This is a genomic window from Stenotrophomonas sp. GD04145 (assembly GCF_029835135.1).
GTDB lineage: Bacteria > Pseudomonadota > Gammaproteobacteria > Xanthomonadales > Xanthomonadaceae > Stenotrophomonas > Stenotrophomonas maltophilia_P.
In genome coordinates this window covers 13,625-30,809 of sequence record NZ_JAODZG010000025.1, presented here as the reverse complement: position 1 = coordinate 30,809, position 17,185 = coordinate 13,625, and the positions used below count along the sequence as shown (strand labels likewise).

The 17,185-nt window shown below is 67.0% G+C and carries 16 protein-coding genes; 2 read left to right on the top strand and 14 right to left on the bottom strand.

What is annotated here, in order from left to right:
* Nucleotides 1-4: 4 nt before the first annotated feature.
* The 3 genes from N7367_RS13045 to N7367_RS13035 all read right to left on the bottom strand — a co-directional run bounded on the left by N7367_RS13045 (nt 5) and on the right by N7367_RS13035 (nt 2,854).
* Entirely contained in the window at nt 5-445 is a 441-nt protein-coding gene (locus tag N7367_RS13045) for a response regulator (protein ID WP_053519303.1), read from the bottom strand.
* Nucleotides 442-2,259 carry an ATP-binding protein gene (locus N7367_RS13040; RefSeq protein WP_053519305.1) on the bottom strand — a complete coding sequence of 606 codons (1,818 nt, stop codon included), beginning with the start codon at nt 2,257-2,259 and terminating at the stop codon, nt 442-444. Before N7367_RS13040 ends, N7367_RS13045 begins: the two co-directional genes overlap by 4 nt.
* A gap of 208 nt (nt 2,260-2,467) precedes the next feature.
* Nucleotides 2,468-2,854: a BON domain-containing protein gene (locus N7367_RS13035; RefSeq protein WP_111186190.1), complete on the bottom strand. Its 387-nt coding sequence runs from the start codon at nt 2,852-2,854 to the stop codon at nt 2,468-2,470.
* Between the two features lie 172 nt (nt 2,855-3,026).
* On the opposite strand from N7367_RS13035, the gene N7367_RS13030 reads away from it, so the two are divergent.
* Nucleotides 3,027-4,070, top strand: a complete 1,044-nt coding sequence (locus N7367_RS13030) for an oxidoreductase (protein ID WP_053519310.1) — start codon at nt 3,027-3,029, stop codon at nt 4,068-4,070.
* Nucleotides 4,071-4,126: 56 nt separating this feature from the next.
* Here the strand turns inward: N7367_RS13030 and gnd are convergent, their stop codons facing one another.
* From gnd to N7367_RS12995, 7 genes are all read right to left on the bottom strand, one after another.
* Nucleotides 4,127-5,032 carry a phosphogluconate dehydrogenase (NAD(+)-dependent, decarboxylating) gene (gene gnd, locus N7367_RS13025; protein WP_053519312.1) on the bottom strand — a complete coding sequence of 302 codons (906 nt, stop codon included), beginning with the start codon at nt 5,030-5,032 and terminating at the stop codon, nt 4,127-4,129.
* 10 nt (nt 5,033-5,042) lie between these two features.
* On the bottom strand, nt 5,043-6,281 hold the full coding sequence (locus N7367_RS13020; protein ID WP_279942544.1) for a hypothetical protein: 1,239 nt from the start codon (nt 6,279-6,281) through the stop codon (nt 5,043-5,045).
* A 17-nt stretch (nt 6,282-6,298) separates the two neighbouring features.
* Nucleotides 6,299-6,901 (bottom strand): DUF2242 domain-containing protein, encoded by a 603-nt coding sequence (locus N7367_RS13015; protein WP_053519316.1) that lies wholly within the window; start codon nt 6,899-6,901, stop codon nt 6,299-6,301.
* 234 nt (nt 6,902-7,135) lie between these two features.
* Nucleotides 7,136-9,313, bottom strand: coding sequence for a carboxy terminal-processing peptidase (locus tag N7367_RS13010; RefSeq protein WP_279942534.1), 2,178 nt, complete (start codon nt 9,311-9,313; stop codon nt 7,136-7,138).
* Between the two features lie 269 nt (nt 9,314-9,582).
* Nucleotides 9,583-10,593 carry a lipoyl synthase gene (gene lipA / locus N7367_RS13005; RefSeq protein WP_279942533.1) on the bottom strand — a complete coding sequence of 337 codons (1,011 nt, stop codon included), beginning with the start codon at nt 10,591-10,593 and terminating at the stop codon, nt 9,583-9,585.
* Nucleotides 10,594-10,611: 18 nt separating this feature from the next.
* Entirely contained in the window at nt 10,612-11,322 is a 711-nt protein-coding gene (lipB, locus tag N7367_RS13000; protein WP_053519632.1) for a lipoyl(octanoyl) transferase LipB, read from the bottom strand.
* Nucleotides 11,310-11,588: a YbeD family protein gene (locus N7367_RS12995; RefSeq protein WP_053519645.1), complete on the bottom strand. Its 279-nt coding sequence runs from the start codon at nt 11,586-11,588 to the stop codon at nt 11,310-11,312. The genes lipB and N7367_RS12995 overlap by 13 nt, the downstream gene beginning before the upstream one ends.
* A gap of 274 nt (nt 11,589-11,862) precedes the next feature.
* Between N7367_RS12995 and N7367_RS12990 the strand changes: the two genes are divergently transcribed.
* Nucleotides 11,863-12,921, top strand: coding sequence for a lipid A deacylase LpxR family protein (locus tag N7367_RS12990; RefSeq protein WP_279942532.1), 1,059 nt, complete (start codon nt 11,863-11,865; stop codon nt 12,919-12,921).
* A gap of 95 nt (nt 12,922-13,016) precedes the next feature.
* Here N7367_RS12990 and N7367_RS12985 read toward each other — a convergent pair whose 3' ends face one another.
* The 4 genes from N7367_RS12985 to N7367_RS12970 form a co-directional block, all read right to left on the bottom strand.
* A complete protein-coding gene (locus N7367_RS12985; protein ID WP_053519634.1) occupies nt 13,017-14,234 on the bottom strand; it encodes a D-alanyl-D-alanine carboxypeptidase family protein in 1,218 nt (405 codons plus the stop codon).
* 98 nt (nt 14,235-14,332) lie between these two features.
* Entirely contained in the window at nt 14,333-15,595 is a 1,263-nt protein-coding gene (locus N7367_RS12980) for a septal ring lytic transglycosylase RlpA family protein (RefSeq protein WP_279942531.1), read from the bottom strand.
* Nucleotides 15,592-16,737, bottom strand: a complete 1,146-nt coding sequence (gene mltB, locus N7367_RS12975; RefSeq protein ID WP_053519636.1) for a lytic murein transglycosylase B — start codon at nt 16,735-16,737, stop codon at nt 15,592-15,594. The genes N7367_RS12980 and mltB overlap by 4 nt, the downstream gene beginning before the upstream one ends.
* 235 nt (nt 16,738-16,972) lie before the next feature.
* Nucleotides 16,973-17,161 (bottom strand): hypothetical protein, encoded by a 189-nt coding sequence (locus tag N7367_RS12970; protein ID WP_154582383.1) that lies wholly within the window; start codon nt 17,159-17,161, stop codon nt 16,973-16,975.
* Between the last annotated feature and the right edge of the window lie 24 nt (nt 17,162-17,185).

Genomic DNA, 17,185 nt, shown 5'->3' with positions numbered 1-17,185 from the left:
GGGCTTACTCGAGTTCCGGTGCCTGGTTGATCAGTGCCCAGAACTTGCCCAGGGTCTGCACGGCACCGAAGAACTGGTCCACGTCCACCGGCTTGACCACGTAGGCGTTCACGCCCATGTCCCAGCTGCGGGCCAGATCGCTCTCTTCGCGCGAGGACGACAGGATCACCACGGGAAGGCGCTTGAGCTCCTCGTGCTCACGGATCTGCCGCAGCACTTCCAGGCCGTCCATGCGCGGCATCTTGATGTCCAGCAGCAGCACCGCCGGCAGGCCCTCCTCGCGGCTGGCGAAGGTACCGCGCCGCAGCAGGTAGTCCATGACCTCCACGCCGTCCTCGACGTGCACGATGGGATTGGCCAGGCGGGCTTCCTGCAGGGCGTCGATCGCCATCTCGGCATCGGCCGGGCTGTCTTCGGCAAGAAGGATGGTGCGCAGAGTCGTCATGCGGAGGGACCTTGTTTGTCCGCGTCGAGCGCGGGAGGCAGGTAGAAGTGGAAGGTTGCGCCGGCGTCCGGCTCGGCTTCGGCCCAGACCCGGCCTCCATGACGGGTCAGCACGCGGCGTACGCTGGCCAGGCCGATGCCGGTACCGGGGTAATCACTGGCCTTGTGCAGGCGCTGGAACACGCCGAACAGCTTTCCGGCATAGGCCATGTCAAAGCCTGCACCATTGTCGCTGACCGTGAACTGATGGCCGCCATCGGGCTGCGGCTGGTAATCCACGCGGATCTTCGCCGGTTCGCGGTTGCTGGAATACTTGACCGCGTTGCCGAGCAGGTTCAGCCACACCTGGCGCATCATGTTCTCATCGGCCACCACGATCGGCAGCGGTGCGATGTTCCATTCGACGTGATGGACCTGGCCACTGCTTTCAGCCTCGGCCTGCAGGTTGGAATCGAGCATCGCACGGGTATCGGACACCAGCGACTGCATGTCCACTGCCTGCTGGCGCATCGCTGCGCGCCCCAGCCGCGAATAGACCAGCAGATCGTCGATCAGCGTCGCCATGCGCCGCGCCGAGCTGGAGATCACCCCAAGGTAATGCAGGCTCTTCTCGTCGGCGCTCTCGCCCAGGTGGCGCGACAGCTTGTCGGAGAAGCCGGCAACGTGGCGCAGCGGCGCGCGCAGGTCATGCGACACCGAATAGCTGAATGCTTCCAGCTCGCGATTGACCTCCGAGACCTGCGCCACCTTGCCTTCCAGCTGGCGGTTCAGTTCCTCCACACGCGACTGCACGGCGCGCTGCACGGTGACATCGCTGACGGTCAGCAACACCACTTCATCGTCGGTATCCGGCAGCGGCATGCGCCGCGCGTTGAGCAGCATGTAGCGCACCACGCCCTCGGAGGTGCGCTGTTCGTGCTCGAAGTCCCACAGCTCGCGCCCGCGCAGCAGCACATCGACCAGGCGCTGGCGCACGACGGCGTCCCGCCAGGCGCCGTCGCCGACGTCATCCAGCAGCAGGCCATCGGCACGTTCGTCCTGCAGGCCGTACAACTCGGCAAAGGCCGGATTGTGCAGCTGCACGCGCAGCTCGCGGTCGAGCAGCACGATCGGCTCACGCACGGTCTGCAGCACTGAGGCAGCGCGCGCGGCCGAGCGCAGCGACTGCCGTTCGGCCTGCAGGCGGCGACCGATCTGCCGCTGCAGCAGCCAGAGCACCAGGCCGAGCAGCGCCAGCTGTACCACCAGCGAGCTCCACGAGACGAATTCGGTCTGCCTGCGCTGCCGCGCAGCCTGTTCGGCCCGCTCGGCCAGCAGCGCCTGCTCGCTGTTCTGCAGCTCTTCAACCACGCTGCGGATCGGGTAACGGGTGCTCAGGTCCTGTACCAGCGCGCGCTGGTCACTGTTCGGTTCGGCCTTGGCCAGCGCGCGCGCCACCGCCAGCCGCCCTTCCAGCATGGACTCGATGCGACCGATGCGGATCAGCTGCTCAGGATTATCGCGTGTCATCCGGCCCAGCTCTGCGAGTCGGCCGGGAATCTCGTTGGCCTTGGCCATGCGCTCGCGCAGGCCGGGCGCGTCCACGCCCTTGGACAGCGTCAACGCCGCCGACTCGACATCGCGCACATCGGCCTGCAACTGTTGGAGCGCCACGCCAACCGCCTGCGTATGCGTCACCCAGGCCATGGCTTCTTCGTTCTCACGCTGAAGCTTGCGCTGGGTCAACCACGGCACGACGATGATCGCGGCGGCGGCCAGCGCCAAGGCCGGCAATCGCCAGCGATCCCAGATGTCGTCACTGAACACCAGCGCCATAGTTCCTCATCAGCACGGCCGCAGAGGGATGGGCCCGGACAGGCCCAGCTGCGGCGGAACCGGCAATATAGCGCAGGCGGTCACACCTCTGGAACGTCTGGCCCCGGCAGCTGAACGCTCCAGAAAACATCATGGGTGGAGCCGGGGCTGGCCCGGCTCCACCGTCATGCAGCTGTATTGCAGCGCCCCGACGGGGCGGCGCCCGGGATCAGCGCTTGGCCGCCGCGTTGACCTTCAGCGCGCTGGCATCAACGCGGGTGACGCCCTTGATGCCCTTGGCGGTGGTGACGGCCTTGTCATGCTCGGCCTGGGTCGCCACCGTGCCGCTGAGGCTGACGACGCCATTCACGGTTTCCACCTTGACCTCGGTGCCCGGCACATTGCTGCTGGCCAGCAGGTCGGCCTTCACCTTGGTGGTGATCCAGGTGTCGGTCACCGGCTCGTTGGAGTCGTGGCGATCGGCGTGGGTCATCGCCGAATGGTCGGTGGCAGGCGGACTCTTGGCTGACGGATCCTTGGCGAATGCAGCCGAGGAGGACAGCGCCAGGCCCAGGGTGAGGGCCGAAGCAATCAGCGTACGGGTCGGGTTGTTCATCGTGTGTTACCTCCTGCGGAATGTGGGGCCAGTGTGGCCGCAGCGCCGTGCAGCAGGCGTGGCGCTACGGTCACGCCGCCGTGAATCGCGCCGGTTTTCAACGCAACCGTTCAGCTTTGGATCCTGGCTCCCGTCGTTTACCCTGCATGCCTGATCTGCGCGGAGCACTGCCATGCGCCCTGACCTGCAACTGGCCCTGATCGGGTACGGCCTTGCCGGCCGCGTTTTCCACGCGCCGCTGATCCAGCACACCCCGGGACTGACCCTGCACAGCGTGGTCAGTTCACAGCGCGACCTGCTGCTGCGCACGTTCAGCGATGTACATGTGCGCGCGGCACCCCGGGACGTATTCGACGATCCGGCGGTGGACGCGGTGGTGATTGCCACGCCGAATGACCAGCACGCACCATTGGCGATGGCAGCGCTGGCCGCAGGCAAGCATGTGCTGGTGGACAAACCCTTCGCACTGGACGTGGCCGAAGCCGAAGCCGTGCTGGCGGCGGCGCGCGATGCAGACCGCATCGTCACGGTGTTCCAGAATCGCCGTTTCGACGCCGATTTCCTGACGTTGCAGGCCTTGCTGGCCGAAGGTGCGCTCGGCGAAGTCGCCGAATGCCATGCGCATTTCGATCGCTACCGGCCCCACGTGCGCGAGCGCTGGCGGGAGCAGGAGGGGCCTGGCAGTGGCCTGTGGTATGACCTTGCACCGCATCTGCTGGATCAGATGCTGGTGCTGTTCGGCTGGCCGCAGGCGATCGACGCGGACCTGGCGGTGCAGCGCGAAGGCGGCAGCGGCATCGATTACTTCCATGCGGTGCTGCATTACCCGAGGCACCGCGCGATCCTCCATGCCGGTTCGCTGGTGGCGGCACCGACGCCTCGGTTCGCCGTGCACGGCAGCCGCGCCAGCTGGATCAAGCAGGGCCTGGACGTACAGGAAGCACAGCTGCGCCGCGGCGTTGCGCCGGGCGCGCCGGGCTGGGGCATCGACCCGCGTCACGGCGAGCGGGTGTACTGCGATGCCGAGGACAACGTGCAACGCAGCACGGTCGACAACCTGCCGGGCGACTATCGCCGCCTGTATGCCCAGTTCGCTGCGGCGATGCAGGGTGACGGTGAACCCACGGTCAGCCCATTGCAGGCGCTGCAGGTAATGCGCTTGCTGCAGGCTGGCAGGGACAGCGCTTACGAGGCCCGGCGCATCGCACTGAACTGATCGCGGTCCGCGGCCCGGAACCCCACGGCAGCGCCGAAGGGCTCCGGTCCTGGCGCTTACGACTTCTTGATCGCATGCCCACCGAACTCGTTGCGCATCGCCGCCAGCAGGCGGTCAGTGAACGAATTCGACTCGCGCGACCGCAGGCGTTCCAGCAGCGAGAGCGTGATCACCGGCGCCGGCACATCCAGCGCGATCGCTTCGGCCACGGTCCAGCGGCCTTCACCGGAATCCTCCACGTAGGGGGCGATGCCATCCAGCGACGGATTGCGCTTGAGCGCCTCGGCACTCAGGTCCAGCAACCACGAACGCACCACGCTGCCATGGCGCCAGACCTCGGCAACCTGCGCCAGGTCCAGCTCCATGTCCTGCTTGCGTTCCATCAGTGCGAAGCCTTCGGCGTAGGCCTGCATCATTCCGTACTCGATGCCGTTGTGGACCATCTTGGTGAAATGGCCCGCACCGGGAGGACCGACGCGTGCCCAACCCCGATCCTCCGCCGGCGCCAGTGTGCGCAGCAGCGGCGCAACCTGCTCCACCACCTTCGCCTCACCGCCGACCATCAGGCTGTAGCCCTCCTGCAGGCCCCAGATGCCGCCGCTGGTGCCGCAGTCGACGTAGCCCAGGTCGTCCTCGGCCAGCGCCTTGGCGCGGCGGATCGAGTCCTGGTAATTGGAGTTTCCGCCGTCGATGACGATGTCACCCTCGGCCAGGTGCGGGGTCAGCTGGCCGAGCGTCTGGTCGACCGTTTCGCCCGCCGGCACCATCAACCACAGCACGCGCGGCACCGGCAGCGCGGCGACCGCGGCGGCCAGCGAATCGACTACTTCGATGCCGGCCTCCGCGGCGCGCTGGCGGGCGCCTTCGCCCGGGTCGTAGCCGACCACGCGGTGGCCGCCGCGATGCAGGCGCTGGGCCATGTTGGCGCCCATGCGGCCAAGGCCGATCATTGCAATATCCATTGTTTCACCTTCAGTTGGGGTCTAGGGTCAGGCTGCCTGGCCTGCCGGTTGACGCACAGTGGCGCAGCTGCGCCTCGCGCCAACGCCGGTAGAGCGTGGTATGCAGATTGTGCACCGCCAGGTCGATCGAAAACGGCGTCCGTGGATTGCGGTCGAGCAGCCGGGCGATGTGGTAGCCGATGGGACGTATACCGCGCGGATGCACGTAGATCACGAACTGCTGGTAGAACGGATCGTCCAGCACCTGGTCCATGCGTGCCAGGCGGGCGTGGTAGCGCGCTGGAAGGCGTGCCCGCAGTCCGGGGTCGCGTTCGAACAGGAGCCGCTCGAAATAGCGCCGCCCCACCCGAGGCAGCCCCTGCGCCAGTTGCCACAGCTCGGCGTTGCGCTGGTCGTACCAGGCCAGGCCTCCGTGGCGGGCAAGCGCCTGTGCTGCATCCGGCCCGACGTCGACCACGACGAAGTTCTCGGCCTGGTTGCTCAGATCGTCCAGCGTGCTTTTGTCGTATACGTGTTCGATGAAGCCGGGCACGCCCGCGAAGGCCTGACGTCCCCTCGCCGAGGTGCGCACGGCTTTGCCGTCGGCAAGGAAGTCGCCCGCATGCGCACCGAGCAGGACACTGTCGGTGCCGTGCAGCGCGATGAAGGTGCCGATCGACAGTTCGCCTGCGGTGAACTCCGCATCGAACGCAGCATCGCCATACAGCTCACGCTGCGTTGCCAGCTGCGCGACCTGGCGGCCGACACCGCATTCGGCACGCACCGCACCGCCGTAGAACGCCTGCAGCGCGCGGCTGTTGCCATCCACGGGAACGTAGCCGCGGCCAAAGCTGCGCACGCGTTGCCACCCCTGCGCCCGTGCGCCCTGCATCCCGAAGCCGATCCAGCCCAGCTGTGCGCCGGAGAAGCGGAACTGCGGGTTGCCCTGCAGCGACGTGGCGGCCCGCCGGGTCGCCGCGCCCAGTTCGAAGGCATAGGCACAGACCGTGGCAGGATCCTCCAGCAGCTGCTGCAGCAGCGCCTCGCGCTGCGCCCCGTCCAGCGTCTGCGGCCATCGCACACGCATATCACCTGCGGCCTGCGCCTCGGCCAGCGATGCCCGGGTGCACACCGGGCCACCCTGGATCTGCGGCGCACTGACCGCAGCCACTTCAAACCGCCAGCCCAGCCGCTGCAGCAGGCCCTGCGTGCAGTCCGCGGCCGCCGCCGCGCTGCCTGCCGGCGAAGCCAGCAGCAGGGCCATGACCATCAACCCACGCCGCACGCTCAACCCTGATCCGTCGCCGCCGCCGGCTCCGATACGGGGGGAGCGGGCAACCGTTCCGGAACCGGCGGCGCCTCACCGGGGGCGGCCGGCAGGTACTGCTGCAGGCGCTGGAAGAACCGGCGGTAGAAGTCGGCATCGGTGATGGTGCTGCTGGCGACCTTCACCAGGGAATCGTCATTGCTGCCGAACGGCAGCGATACCGAACCCAGCGCGCCCACGCCCACGCTGGCCGAGGTCGGGCTCTTCTTCAACGCATAGCGGTCCTGCACCGCGCTGACGAACACCAGCGACTGGCTGCCACGCGGCGCGCAGGAGATGCGGAGTACCAGTTGCTCGTGATCGTCCTCGCGTGGCTGGAAGTTCTTGCTCCCCTCTACCTGCGCGTCATCGACGCGGGCGATCGCATAGCCCTGGCTGAGCAGGGCCCGTCGCGCCGCTTCACAGGCATCGGCCGGGCGGCTGTCGACCGTCCGGGAGAAGGTGTCGCCGGAATCGAAGGACTCGCGCAGCACGGTGCTGTCGGCGGCGCGGCCACCGCAGGCCGACAGGATCAGGGCACTGGCAATACCCACGGCAACGCTGCACAGAGGGGAGACCCGCATGGGAACTCCTGCGAGAAAGGTAGCTGCAAGGGTAGTCCCGCCCCCGTGTGCGGCAGGTCGACAGCACCGCTGGCGGCGCACGCTGTTGCTCCCGGTTCATGCACCGGCAGCGCCGCGCATGGCCCAACAACTTCCGCCAACCGCTGCGCTCGCCGGGCATGACCCGGCGCTGCCCGTGAACGCAGACGGGGCCGGCATTGCCGGCCCCGTGGGGTACTTCATGTCACGCGTGGCTCAATCGGCCCAGCGACCGGCCCCGGTGGACTGCGGCAGCACCTGCGCCGACAGCGGGCGATCATTGGCCAGCAGATTCACCGCATCGGCCAGGATCGCAGCGGATTCACGCAGCAGCGGGTCCGGTCGCTTCTCGGCGGCCTTCTCACGGGCGGCATCCTTGACGATATCGCGCTCGTTGCCGGTCAGGCCGTCATCGCTGCTGTCATCGGCCAGCGGATCCAGGGCCAGGCCCAGCTCCTTGCGCATGATCTGGCGCTCCTTGCGCTGGGTGTCCTGGCGTTCCCGCTCGGCACGACGCGTCGCTTCATTGAGCGAGACATACTTCTTCGCCGCTTCGGCACGGAACTGTTCGACATCCTCGTTCCACCACACGAATTCCTTGTCGGTGGCGATGCGTGCCTCGTGGCGGGTTTCCAGCTTCGGCAGCAGCGGCGCGAAGTTCCCGTACTGCGTATGCGGCACCGCGGCGATGCGGGTCCACGGCAGGGCATTGTCGTAGGTGCTTTCGCCGAACTCGGTGGCATCGACGCTGGCGGGGAACGCCAGGTCCGGCACCACGCCCTTGTGCTGGGTGCTGCTGCCGCTGATGCGGAAGAACTGGGCGATGGTCAGCTTGACCTGGCCGAAGCGCTGCGTTTCGCCGCTCGGCCAGCGATCAAGGTCGACGATGTTCTGCACGGTGCCCTTGCCGAAGGTGGTCTCGCCGATCACCAGGCCGCGGCCGTAGTCCTGGATGGCACCGGCGAAGATTTCCGACGCCGAGGCCGAACCACGGTTGACCAGCACGGCCAGCGGGCCGTCCCACGCCACGCCCTGATTGCGGTCGCTGTTGACGGTAATGCGGCCGCCCGATTCACGCACCTGCACCACGGGGCCCTGTTCGATGAACAGCCCGGTCAGTTCGATCGCCTCGTCCAGCGAGCCACCACCGTTGTTGCGCAGGTCCAGCACCACGCCGTCGAGCCTGTCGTTCTTGAAGCCCGCCAGCAGCTTGGCCACATCGCGCGTGGCCGACGCGTAATCGGCGGCATTGCGGCGACGGCCCTCGAAGTCCTGGTAGAAGGTCGGCAGCTTGATCACGCCGATCTTCCGCGCCGGCTCGCCGTTGGCGGCCGGAATGGTCATGGTTTCACCCTTGGCGGCCTGCTCGGCCAGGCGCACCTTCTGCCGGGTCAGGACCAGGGTGTGATGCTTGCCATCGGCGCCCTCCTCGGCCGGGATGAACTCCAGCTTGACCTGGGTATCCTTGGCACCGCGGATCTTGGCCACGACATCGTCGATGCGCCAGCCGATCACATCCTCGACCACGCCGGACTTGCCCTGGCCGACGCCGACGATGCGGTCACCCGGCTTCAGGGTGCCATCCACGGAGGCCGGTCCGCCGGCGATGATCTCGCGGATCACCACCATGTCGTCCTGCCGCTGCAGCTGCGCACCGATGCCTTCCAGCGACAGCGACATCGCCTGGTTGAAGTTCTCGGCGGTACGCGGAGTGAAGTAGTCGGTGTGCGGATCGACCGCACTGGTGTAGGCGTTGAGGAAGAACTGGAAGACATCCTCGCCCTTCAGCTCGTTGACCGACTTCTCCAGCGTCGCGTAGCGCTTGTCGAGCGTCTTGCGGATGTCGTCCGGCTTCTTGCCGGCCAGCTTCAGGCGCAGCCAGTCATTCTTGACCGACTTGCGCCACAGTTCATCCAGCTCGGCATTGCTGGCCGCCCACGGCACCTTCTTGCGGTCGTACTCAAAGCGCTCGTCGGTGGTGAAGTCCGGCTCCTGCCTGAGCAGCTTGCGTGCGTAGGCCACGCGCTCGCCTACGCGCTGCTTGTACACCGCGAAGACCTGGAAGGCCGGCTCAAGTTCACCGCCACGGATGGCATTGGCGATGTTCGCCTCGAAGGGTGCGAAGCGCGCCACATCGGCCTGGGTGAAGTACTGCTTGCCGCCGTCCAGGGTCTCCAGGTAACGCTTGAACACATCCTTGGAGGTGGCTTCATCGAGCGCACGCGGACGGTAGGCGTACCGGCTGTCGGACAACAGGCCGTACACCAGCTTGGAGGTGGTCACCTGGTCGGCGGTCGCCGCAGCCGGCAGCGCCGGCGAATCGGCCTTGGCCGACAGCGCCAGCGGCGCTACCAGCGCCAGGGCCATCAGGAATGCGGGGGCTTTGAATTTCATGAACGTGCTCGAAGGCGCCTTGCCAAGGGGGAGACTGCGTGGTGTTCAGACATCACGACAGTGCCGAAAGTTGCCGGGTTTGTCACCCGTCCGCATCCGGTGGAAAACCAGCCTAGCGGGGCCGGTGTAGCAAATTGTGAATGCAGGCGAAGGCGTGCGGACCAATGGTCCGCGCCCACCAAGGTGGTAGGCACGCCCATCGGTAGCGCCGGGTCATGCCCGGCGAGCGCAGCGGGAAAGAACCGCCGGGCATGGCCCGGCGCTACCGGTCAGGAAACGCCGGCGCCCTTGGCCTGCACGTCGGCGTGGTACGAAGAGCGCACCATGGGGCCGGAGGCGACGTGGCTGAAGCCCAGCTCATAGCCGTAGTCTTCCAGCGCCTTGTAATCCTCGGGCGTCCAGTACTTCAGCACCGGGTGGTGGTGCGCGGTCGGCTGCAGGTACTGGCCGATGGTGATCATGTCCACGTCGTGGGCACGCAGGTCACGCATCGTCGCCTTGATCTGCTCGAAGTCCTCGCCCAGACCCAGCATGATGCCGCTCTTGGTCGGCACCTGCGGGTGCTGGGCCTTGAAGTTCTTCAGCAGCGTCAGCGACCACTGGTAGTCCGCGCCCGGGCGCACGTTGCGGTACAGGTCCGGCACGGTCTCGATGTTGTGGTTGAACACGTCCGGCGGGTTCTGCGCGAGGATGTCCAGCGCGCGCTCCATGCGGCCCTTGCCGCGGAAGTCCGGGGTCAGCACTTCGATGCGGGTACCCGGCGACTTCTCACGGATGGCGGTGATGCAGTCGACGAAGTGCTGGGCACCGCCGTCGCGCAGGTCATCGCGGTCGACACTGGTCACCACCACATACTTCAGGCCCATGTCGGCCACCGTCTGGCCGAGGCTGGGCGGCTCGTTGGCATCCGGCGGCTTGGGCCGGCCGTGGGCGACGTCGCAGAACGAGCAGCGGCGGGTGCAGACCTCGCCCAGGATCATGAAGGTCGCCGTACCGTGGCCGAAGCACTCATGGATGTTCGGGCAGCTGGCTTCCTCGCAGACCGTCACCAGGCGGTTCTCGCGCAGCTTGGCCTTCAGGTTCTGGACCGCATTGCCCGAGGGAATGCGCACGCGGATCCAGGAGGGCTTGCGCAGCACCGGTGCATCGGCGAACTGAACCGGCGAACGGTTGATCTTGTCCCCGCCCAGCTGCTTGACGCCGGCCTGCAACGGTGCGGCGGTCGGAATGTCGCCCTGCACGATCTGCAGGGGAATGGTGCGGGCAGTGGTTTCAGTCATGGCAGTTCCGGGGAGCGGTCACGCGGCCGCAGAGAGATCAGGCAGTTCGGGCACGTGCTGCAGCCGCAGGCCGAACTGGCGGGCCAGCTGTTCCAGCAGCACCGTCTTGACGGCATCCATCCCGGACGGCCCGCCCAAGTCTACCACCGAGGTCACCTGCAGCCCCTGATAACCACAGGGGTTGATGCGGTGGAAGGGTTCCAGGTCCATGGCCACGTTGAAGGCCAGGCCATGGAAGGTGCAGCCACGGCGCACGCGGATGCCCAGCGCGGCAATCTTGGCATTGCCAACGTAGACGCCCGGGGCACCTTCGCGGCGTTCGGCACCGATGTTCCATTCGGCCAACGTATCGATGATGGCCTGCTCGATGCGGCACACGTAGTCGCGCACGCCGATGCCCAGGCGCGGCAGGCGCAGCAGCGGGTAGATCACGATCTGCCCCGGCCCGTGGTAGGTGACCTGGCCGCCGCGGTCCACGTGCAGCACCGGGATCGCCCCCGGGGCCAGCACATGCTCGTCCTTGCCGGCCTGGCCGAGGGTGAACACCGGATCATGCTCCACCACCCACAGCTCGTCGGTCGTCTCGTCAGCGCGCTGATCGGTGAAGCGCTGCATCGCCCGCCAGACCGGCTCATAGGCCTGGCGGCCAAGGTCGCGCACCAGCGCCGGACGCGGCGGGCGGTTTTCCGGAGCGGCGTCGGCCGGGCAGCTGTCGGCTACAGCGTCCACTTCACTTCCGGGTGATCGCGCAGCGCCCGATGGGCGGCGTCGTACTGTTCGCGGGTCTCGGCCTTGAACACCAGCCGGACCGACACGTACTTGCCATTGGACGAATGCTTCCAGCTGATGCGCTCGTTCACGACGTCCAGGCCTTCGGCCTGCAGCAGTCGGGGAAGCTCATGCTCCAGGCCGCGGTTGGCCGGGCCCATTGCGCTGAGCTCGAACTGGCCGGGGAACTGGAAGCCGTGGTCGGGGTTGTCGGACTTGATTTCCATGGACCCATTATCGGGCCGCAGGGCAACAAACCCAAGAGTATTCATCCAGGTCAACACGGACACCGGCAGGCCGCTGCGTTGCACCTGAATTCCCATTCAGCTTCCTGCTGCGCGGGGGCGCGGCACGCCCCGGCGCCGGTTGTCGTCACGAGACAATGTCGTTTTCGGAACAGACAAGTGACCGGGACGCGCTCGTACCGTCACGCGGGCCGGGGTACCGTGTCGTTGCATATAACGACAGACGACCACCCCTTTCCCCATGAGCATTCCATCCATGCGTAGCGTCGCAGCCCTCGGGCTGTCCGGCCTCCTGGCCGCCGCCCTCCCCCTTGCCGCGCAGGCCGCCGAACAATGCGGCCCCGATGCCATGCGTGAGCACCCGCCGCAGATCAATTTCCGCGTTGACAACGACCTGTTCGGCGGCCGCCACCAGGACCAGGGGTATACCAACGGCGCCGAACTGACCTTCGTATCACCGAACCTCGTCGATTACACCGACGATCCCTGCCTGCCGCGCCTGGCGCGCTGGGTCAACGGCTATCTGGAGCGCCTGCACCCGGGCCGGTTCGAACAACAGAACATGATCTTCAGCATCGCCCAGGGCATCTTCACCCCGACCGACTTCACCCGGAAGGACCTGATCAAGGATGACCGCCCCTACGCGGGCGTGCTGATCGCCAGCTTCGGCTACAACGCGCGCAGTGGTGATCGGCTGCAGACCACCCAGCTGACGCTGGGCGTTGTCGGTCCGTGGGCCCAGGGCAAGCAGGTGCAGAACGCCGTGCATGAGGTGCTGGGCGACGAGAAGTTCCAGGGCTGGGACAACCAGCTGCACAACGAGCCGCTGGTGATGCTGACCCATGAGCGGATGCGTCGTTGGCCGGGCGATGCCAGCGTCAACGCGGGCGGCTGGGGCTGGGACGCGATCAGCCACTACGGCGGCTCGGTCGGCAATCTGGCGACCAAGGCCAACATCGGTGGCGAAGTGCGCTTCGGCTGGAAGCTGCCGGATGACTTCGGCAGCACGCCGCTGCGTCCTGCCGGCGAGAACACCGCGCCGACCCGCGGTGGCAGGCCGAGCGGCTGGTCATGGCACCTGTTCGCCACCAGCGATGCCGCCTGGGTGATCCGCGACATCACCCTGGATGGCAACACCTTCCGCAACAGCCACAGCGTCGACAAGCGCCACATCGTGGCCTACGGCGGCTACGGAATCGCGGTGATGCGCGGGCGCTGGAAGTTCGCAGCGGCGCGCTACCACAGCACCCGCGAGTTCAACGGCCAGCGCGAGGCACCGGTGTTCGGCAGCTTCACCATCAGCCGTTCGCTCTAGAACAGTGCGGACATCTGGTCCGCACATTGGCTGCAACGGAAAAGGCCGGCATGCGCCGGCCTTTTCCTTTTCATGTCAGCGCACGGCGCTGCGCATCATTCCGATTCCCACCACATCCAGAAGCTGTCCCACAGGCGCTTGAAGAAGCCGGCCTGCTCGACGGCGGCCACCGCCACCAGCGGCGCTTCGGCCACCACCTTGCCATCCAGGCTCACCTTCACCGTGCCGATCTGCTGGCCGGCCGTGAACGGCGCTTCCAGGGTCTTGGGCACATCGATGCTCGGCTTCAGGTCGTTGTAGCGGCCACGCGGCACGCTGACCAGCATCGGCTGGGCCACGCCCAGCTGCACCTTGTCACTGGTGCCCTTCCACACCTTGTGCTCGGCGACGGCCTTGCCCGGCTCATACAGGCGGTGCGTTTCGAAGAAGCGGAAGCCCCAGTTCAACAGCGCCAGGCTGTCATCGGCGCGCTGCTTCTCGGAGGCGCCGCCCAGCACCACCGCGATCAGGCGCTGGTCGCCGCGCTGCGCCGAACTCATCAGACAGTAGCCCGCCTCGGAGGTGTGCCCGGTCTTGATGCCATCGACACTGCCGTCGCGCCACAACAGCAGGTTGCGGTTGGGCTGCTTGATGTTGCCGACCTGGAATTCCTTGATCTTGTTGTACGCGTAGGTTTCCGGGTAATCACGCACCATCGCCCGGCCCAGCAGCGCCAGGTCATAGGCGGTGCTGTGGTGGCCCGCGGCGGTCAGGCCGTGGGCGTTGACGAAGTGCGAGTTCTTCATGCCGATCTTGGCGGCGTAGCTGTTCATCAGCGAGGCGAAGGCTTCCTCGCTGCCCGCCACGTGCTCGGCCAAGGCGATCGCGGCATCGTTGCCGGACTGGATGGCCATGCCCTTTTCCATGTCTTCCAGGCGCGCGGTCTGGTTCACCGGGAAGCCGCTGTAGCTGCCGTCGGTACCCGCACCGCCTTCGCGCCAGGCGCGCTCGCTCATCATCACCTGGTCATCCGCACGGACCTTGCCGTTCTTGACCTCGGCGGCGATCACGTAGGAGGTCATCACCTTGGTGATGCTGGCCGGCGCCAGCTGCTCGTGGATGTTCTCGCCCGCCAGCACCTGGCCGGTGGCGTAGTCCATCAGGATCCAGGCCTTGGACACACTCGGCACCGGGGCCGGTGGCGTGGCCACGGTGGCCGGAGCCGCAGCGGCGGCAGGTGCAGGTGCGGCCGGGGTCGGCAGCGGCGTCTGGGCAGAAGCCAGGCCCACCACCAGGGTGGCGGCCAAGGCGGTGGCGGCGGAACGGAAATTCATTGGACAGCGGGCTCCAGGGACGGCCGGGAATGGAGGGGGAACAGAATGGCCATTGTAGGCCGGGGTGGCCCGGGCCGGCAGCACCGACCCGGGCGGGATCAATCCTTGACGATCTGCGGCGATCCAAGGCCCAGACCGGCGATGCGGCCGACAAGTTCCGCGGCACTGGCATGATCGCTGGCGGGTACGCGCAGACGGAAGAGCGTGCGGCCACCGGCGGCGATGTCGCTGATGGTCGCGCCGACGATGCCGGCCGCATTGAGCTGGCCCATCGCACGATTGGCATTGTCACGGTTGGAGAAGCTGGCCACCTGCACCATCACCGCACCCACCACCTGCTGCGACAGCGTGGGGCTGCTGGCCGGTGCCGCGGAAGCGCGCGGCGCCGTGGCGGCGACTCTCGCCGGCGCAGCGGCAGGTGCCGCAGTGCGGACGCCCACTGCACTCGGCGGCAGGCTGCTGACCGCCACGTCCGGCGGCGTGCTGGCCACCGCCTGCGTGGTGGCCGGCTGGCCCCGCGTCGGCACCGCATCGGCAGGCAGGCGTTTGACCAGGCGGTCGATGTCGCTGTCGGCCGTCGGGCGCGTGGCGACAGTGCTCGCCATCGTCGTCGCCGCACCGGCAGCGGCGGCGGCTTCGGCCGCCCGGCGCTCGCGGCGCGACGGCTTCTGCGCCAGCAGATTGCCCTCACCCGGCTGCAGCGCGCGCACCTCCACATTGCCGGTTCCGCGCTGGGTGATGCCCAGGCGTACCGCAGCGGCATAGCTCAGATCGACCACGCGGCCATCGTGGAACGGGCCCCGGTCATTGACCCGCACGATCACCGACTCGCCGTTGTCCAGATTGGTCACGCGGGCGAAGCTGGGCAGCGGCAGCGTCTTGTGCGCAGCGGTGAACTGGTACATGTCGTAGACCTCCCGGTTCGAGGTCAGGCGGCCATGGAACTTGGCGCCGTAGTACGACGCCGTACCGCGCTCGACATAATCGCGGGTATCGTCGAGCACCTTGTACGACTTGCCCAGCACCACGTACGGCGACTTGTTGCCGATGGCCGAACGTGTTTCAGCCGTCACTTCCGGCTCGGGAATGCAGGCCACGTTCGGAATGTAGCTCGGCGTGCTGTCTTTCACGCCCGGCCGGTACAGGCCGCCGGCGGTGTAGTTGCCCCGCGTGTTCGGGTCTTCCTTGGCCGCCGCATAGGGCGATCCCTCCGGACAATGCGCCGGGCGCGTGCCCCTGCCCTGCACCACCGTACCGGAAGGCGTTCCACCATGGCCGGCGGTGGCCGGCTTCTTCGGCGCGCTGCTGCAGGCGGCCAGCGCGAGGACGATCAATCCAGGGACCAGCCATCTGATGTTCATGCCGGGGGCAGCTCCTGTCCGGCAATGGCCTGCGACAACTGGAACACGGCCATCGCATACATCTTCGAGAGGTTGTAGCGGGTGATCGCGTAGTAGTTCTGGAAGCCCAGCCAGTACTGCTTGCCGGTGCTGCCCTCGAGCGTAACCGGAGTGGCCGTCGCACCCGGCTGTACCGGTGCGGCAGGCTGATAGCCACGTTGGGCCAGATCGGCCAGCGACCAGGTCGGTGCCCACTCGGTCGGATTGAATTCCTCGCGCCCCGGAGCGAGTGTCGCCGGCACGGCCACCTGCCCGCCCCGGACCCAGCCTCCCTTCTTCACGAAGTAGTTGGCAATGGAGGAAAACACGTCGTCGTAGCTGTTGAACAGGTCACGGCGACCGTCGCCGTTGCCATCCACGGCATAGTCCAGGTAGCTGGACGGCATGAACTGGCCCATGCCCATCGCACCGGCATAGCTGCCCTTGAGCGTGGTGATGTCGAGTTTCTCCTCGCGGCCCAGTTCAAACAGCTTGGCCAGTTCATCACGGAAGAACAGCTCGCGGCGCACCTCGCGTTCCAGCTTCTCCGGATCGCCGCTGCGCGGGTAGTAGAAGGCCAGCGTGTACAGCGCATCGAGCACGCGGTGGTTGCCGGCATTCCTGCCATAGCTGGTCTCCACGCCGATGATCGCCACGATCACCTCGGCCGGAACACCGGTGCGCTGCTGCACGCGATCCAGCTCGGCGCGGTGTTCGGCGAGGAAGGCACGGCCCCCCTCGATGCGCGCCTTGCTGATGAACATCGGCCGGTATTCGTTCCAGGGTTTGACCCGTTCGGCAGGGCGCGACATCGCGGCGATGATCGGCTGGCGCACCTGCGCCTGGTCGAGCACGCGACGGATCTCGTCGGGCTGGAGTCCGTAACGCTTGGCGGTATCGGCGATGAAGGTGGCGCGCGCGGTCTCGAACGGAACCGGCGTGAGATCGACCGGCGGCGCGGTGGCGGCGGTGGCTTCCGGTGCGGCCTCGGCCGGTCCCTTGGGCTTGCTGGCCGGATGGCGCGGCGTGCTGCTGGCCTGCGGTGAAGACGGTGGAGATGTCGGCTGGGTCGCGCAGGCGACCAGGCCGAGGGTAAGCATGCAGGCCAGAGTGCGTCGAATCATCGTCGCAGGTTAGCAGGTCATGGATGAATTAAAACCCCTAACACCATGAATCACAACGATTTGCTTGCAAGCAGTCGAAATTGTGAAAACGATGTGAGCGATCCATCGTATTCAGTTGAGAGGTTGCCGGTTGCGTCCCCATCCCCGCAGACGCAACCGGCGACCGGATCCGGTCGATACGCGCGCGGCTGCCGCTCCCCAGTGGCAGTACCCCGCGCGCCCTGTATCCGTTGGATCAGTACTGCTTCCCGCCCGACGCCCCCTCGCGCTGCAACGATAGACGGCGCGCCGTGCCGAACGGGCCGCCATTGTGCAGGCCGATTGCGACAAGTCCATTGATCAAAATCAACGCAGCGTAAAAGTGTGAACTAGATAACGTTTTTTTAGGGCTTTGGTCAGCGGACCTGCTGTTGCGCGTCGTCATGGGAACGCTTCCATGAAGGGCGTT

What these genes read in the sequence shown, in the direction of transcription:
- N7367_RS13045 (WP_053519303.1), bottom strand. Translation starts at nt 445, where the DNA reads ATGACGACTCTGCGCACCATCCTTCTTGCCGAAGACAGCCCGGCCGAT.
- N7367_RS13040 (WP_053519305.1), bottom strand. Translation starts at nt 2,259, where the DNA reads ATGGCGCTGGTGTTCAGTGACGACATCTGGGATCGCTGGCGATTGCCG.
- N7367_RS13035 (WP_111186190.1), bottom strand. Translation starts at nt 2,854, where the DNA reads ATGAACAACCCGACCCGTACGCTGATTGCTTCGGCCCTCACCCTGGGC.
- N7367_RS13030 (WP_053519310.1), top strand. Translation starts at nt 3,027, where the DNA reads ATGCGCCCTGACCTGCAACTGGCCCTGATCGGGTACGGCCTTGCCGGC.
- gnd (WP_053519312.1), bottom strand. Translation starts at nt 5,032, where the DNA reads ATGGATATTGCAATGATCGGCCTTGGCCGCATGGGCGCCAACATGGCC.
- N7367_RS13020 (WP_279942544.1), bottom strand. Translation starts at nt 6,281, where the DNA reads ATGGTCATGGCCCTGCTGCTGGCTTCGCCGGCAGGCAGCGCGGCGGCG.
- N7367_RS13015 (WP_053519316.1), bottom strand. Translation starts at nt 6,901, where the DNA reads ATGCGGGTCTCCCCTCTGTGCAGCGTTGCCGTGGGTATTGCCAGTGCC.
- N7367_RS13010 (WP_279942534.1), bottom strand. Translation starts at nt 9,313, where the DNA reads ATGAAATTCAAAGCCCCCGCATTCCTGATGGCCCTGGCGCTGGTAGCG.
- lipA (WP_279942533.1), bottom strand. Translation starts at nt 10,593, where the DNA reads ATGACTGAAACCACTGCCCGCACCATTCCCCTGCAGATCGTGCAGGGC.
- N7367_RS12995 (WP_053519645.1), bottom strand. Translation starts at nt 11,588, where the DNA reads ATGGAAATCAAGTCCGACAACCCCGACCACGGCTTCCAGTTCCCCGGC.
- N7367_RS12990 (WP_279942532.1), top strand. Translation starts at nt 11,863, where the DNA reads ATGCGTAGCGTCGCAGCCCTCGGGCTGTCCGGCCTCCTGGCCGCCGCC.
- N7367_RS12985 (WP_053519634.1), bottom strand. Translation starts at nt 14,234, where the DNA reads ATGAATTTCCGTTCCGCCGCCACCGCCTTGGCCGCCACCCTGGTGGTG.
- N7367_RS12980 (WP_279942531.1), bottom strand. Translation starts at nt 15,595, where the DNA reads ATGAACATCAGATGGCTGGTCCCTGGATTGATCGTCCTCGCGCTGGCC.
- mltB (WP_053519636.1), bottom strand. Translation starts at nt 16,737, where the DNA reads ATGATTCGACGCACTCTGGCCTGCATGCTTACCCTCGGCCTGGTCGCC.
- N7367_RS12970 (WP_154582383.1), bottom strand. Translation starts at nt 17,161, where the DNA reads ATGACGACGCGCAACAGCAGGTCCGCTGACCAAAGCCCTAAAAAAACG.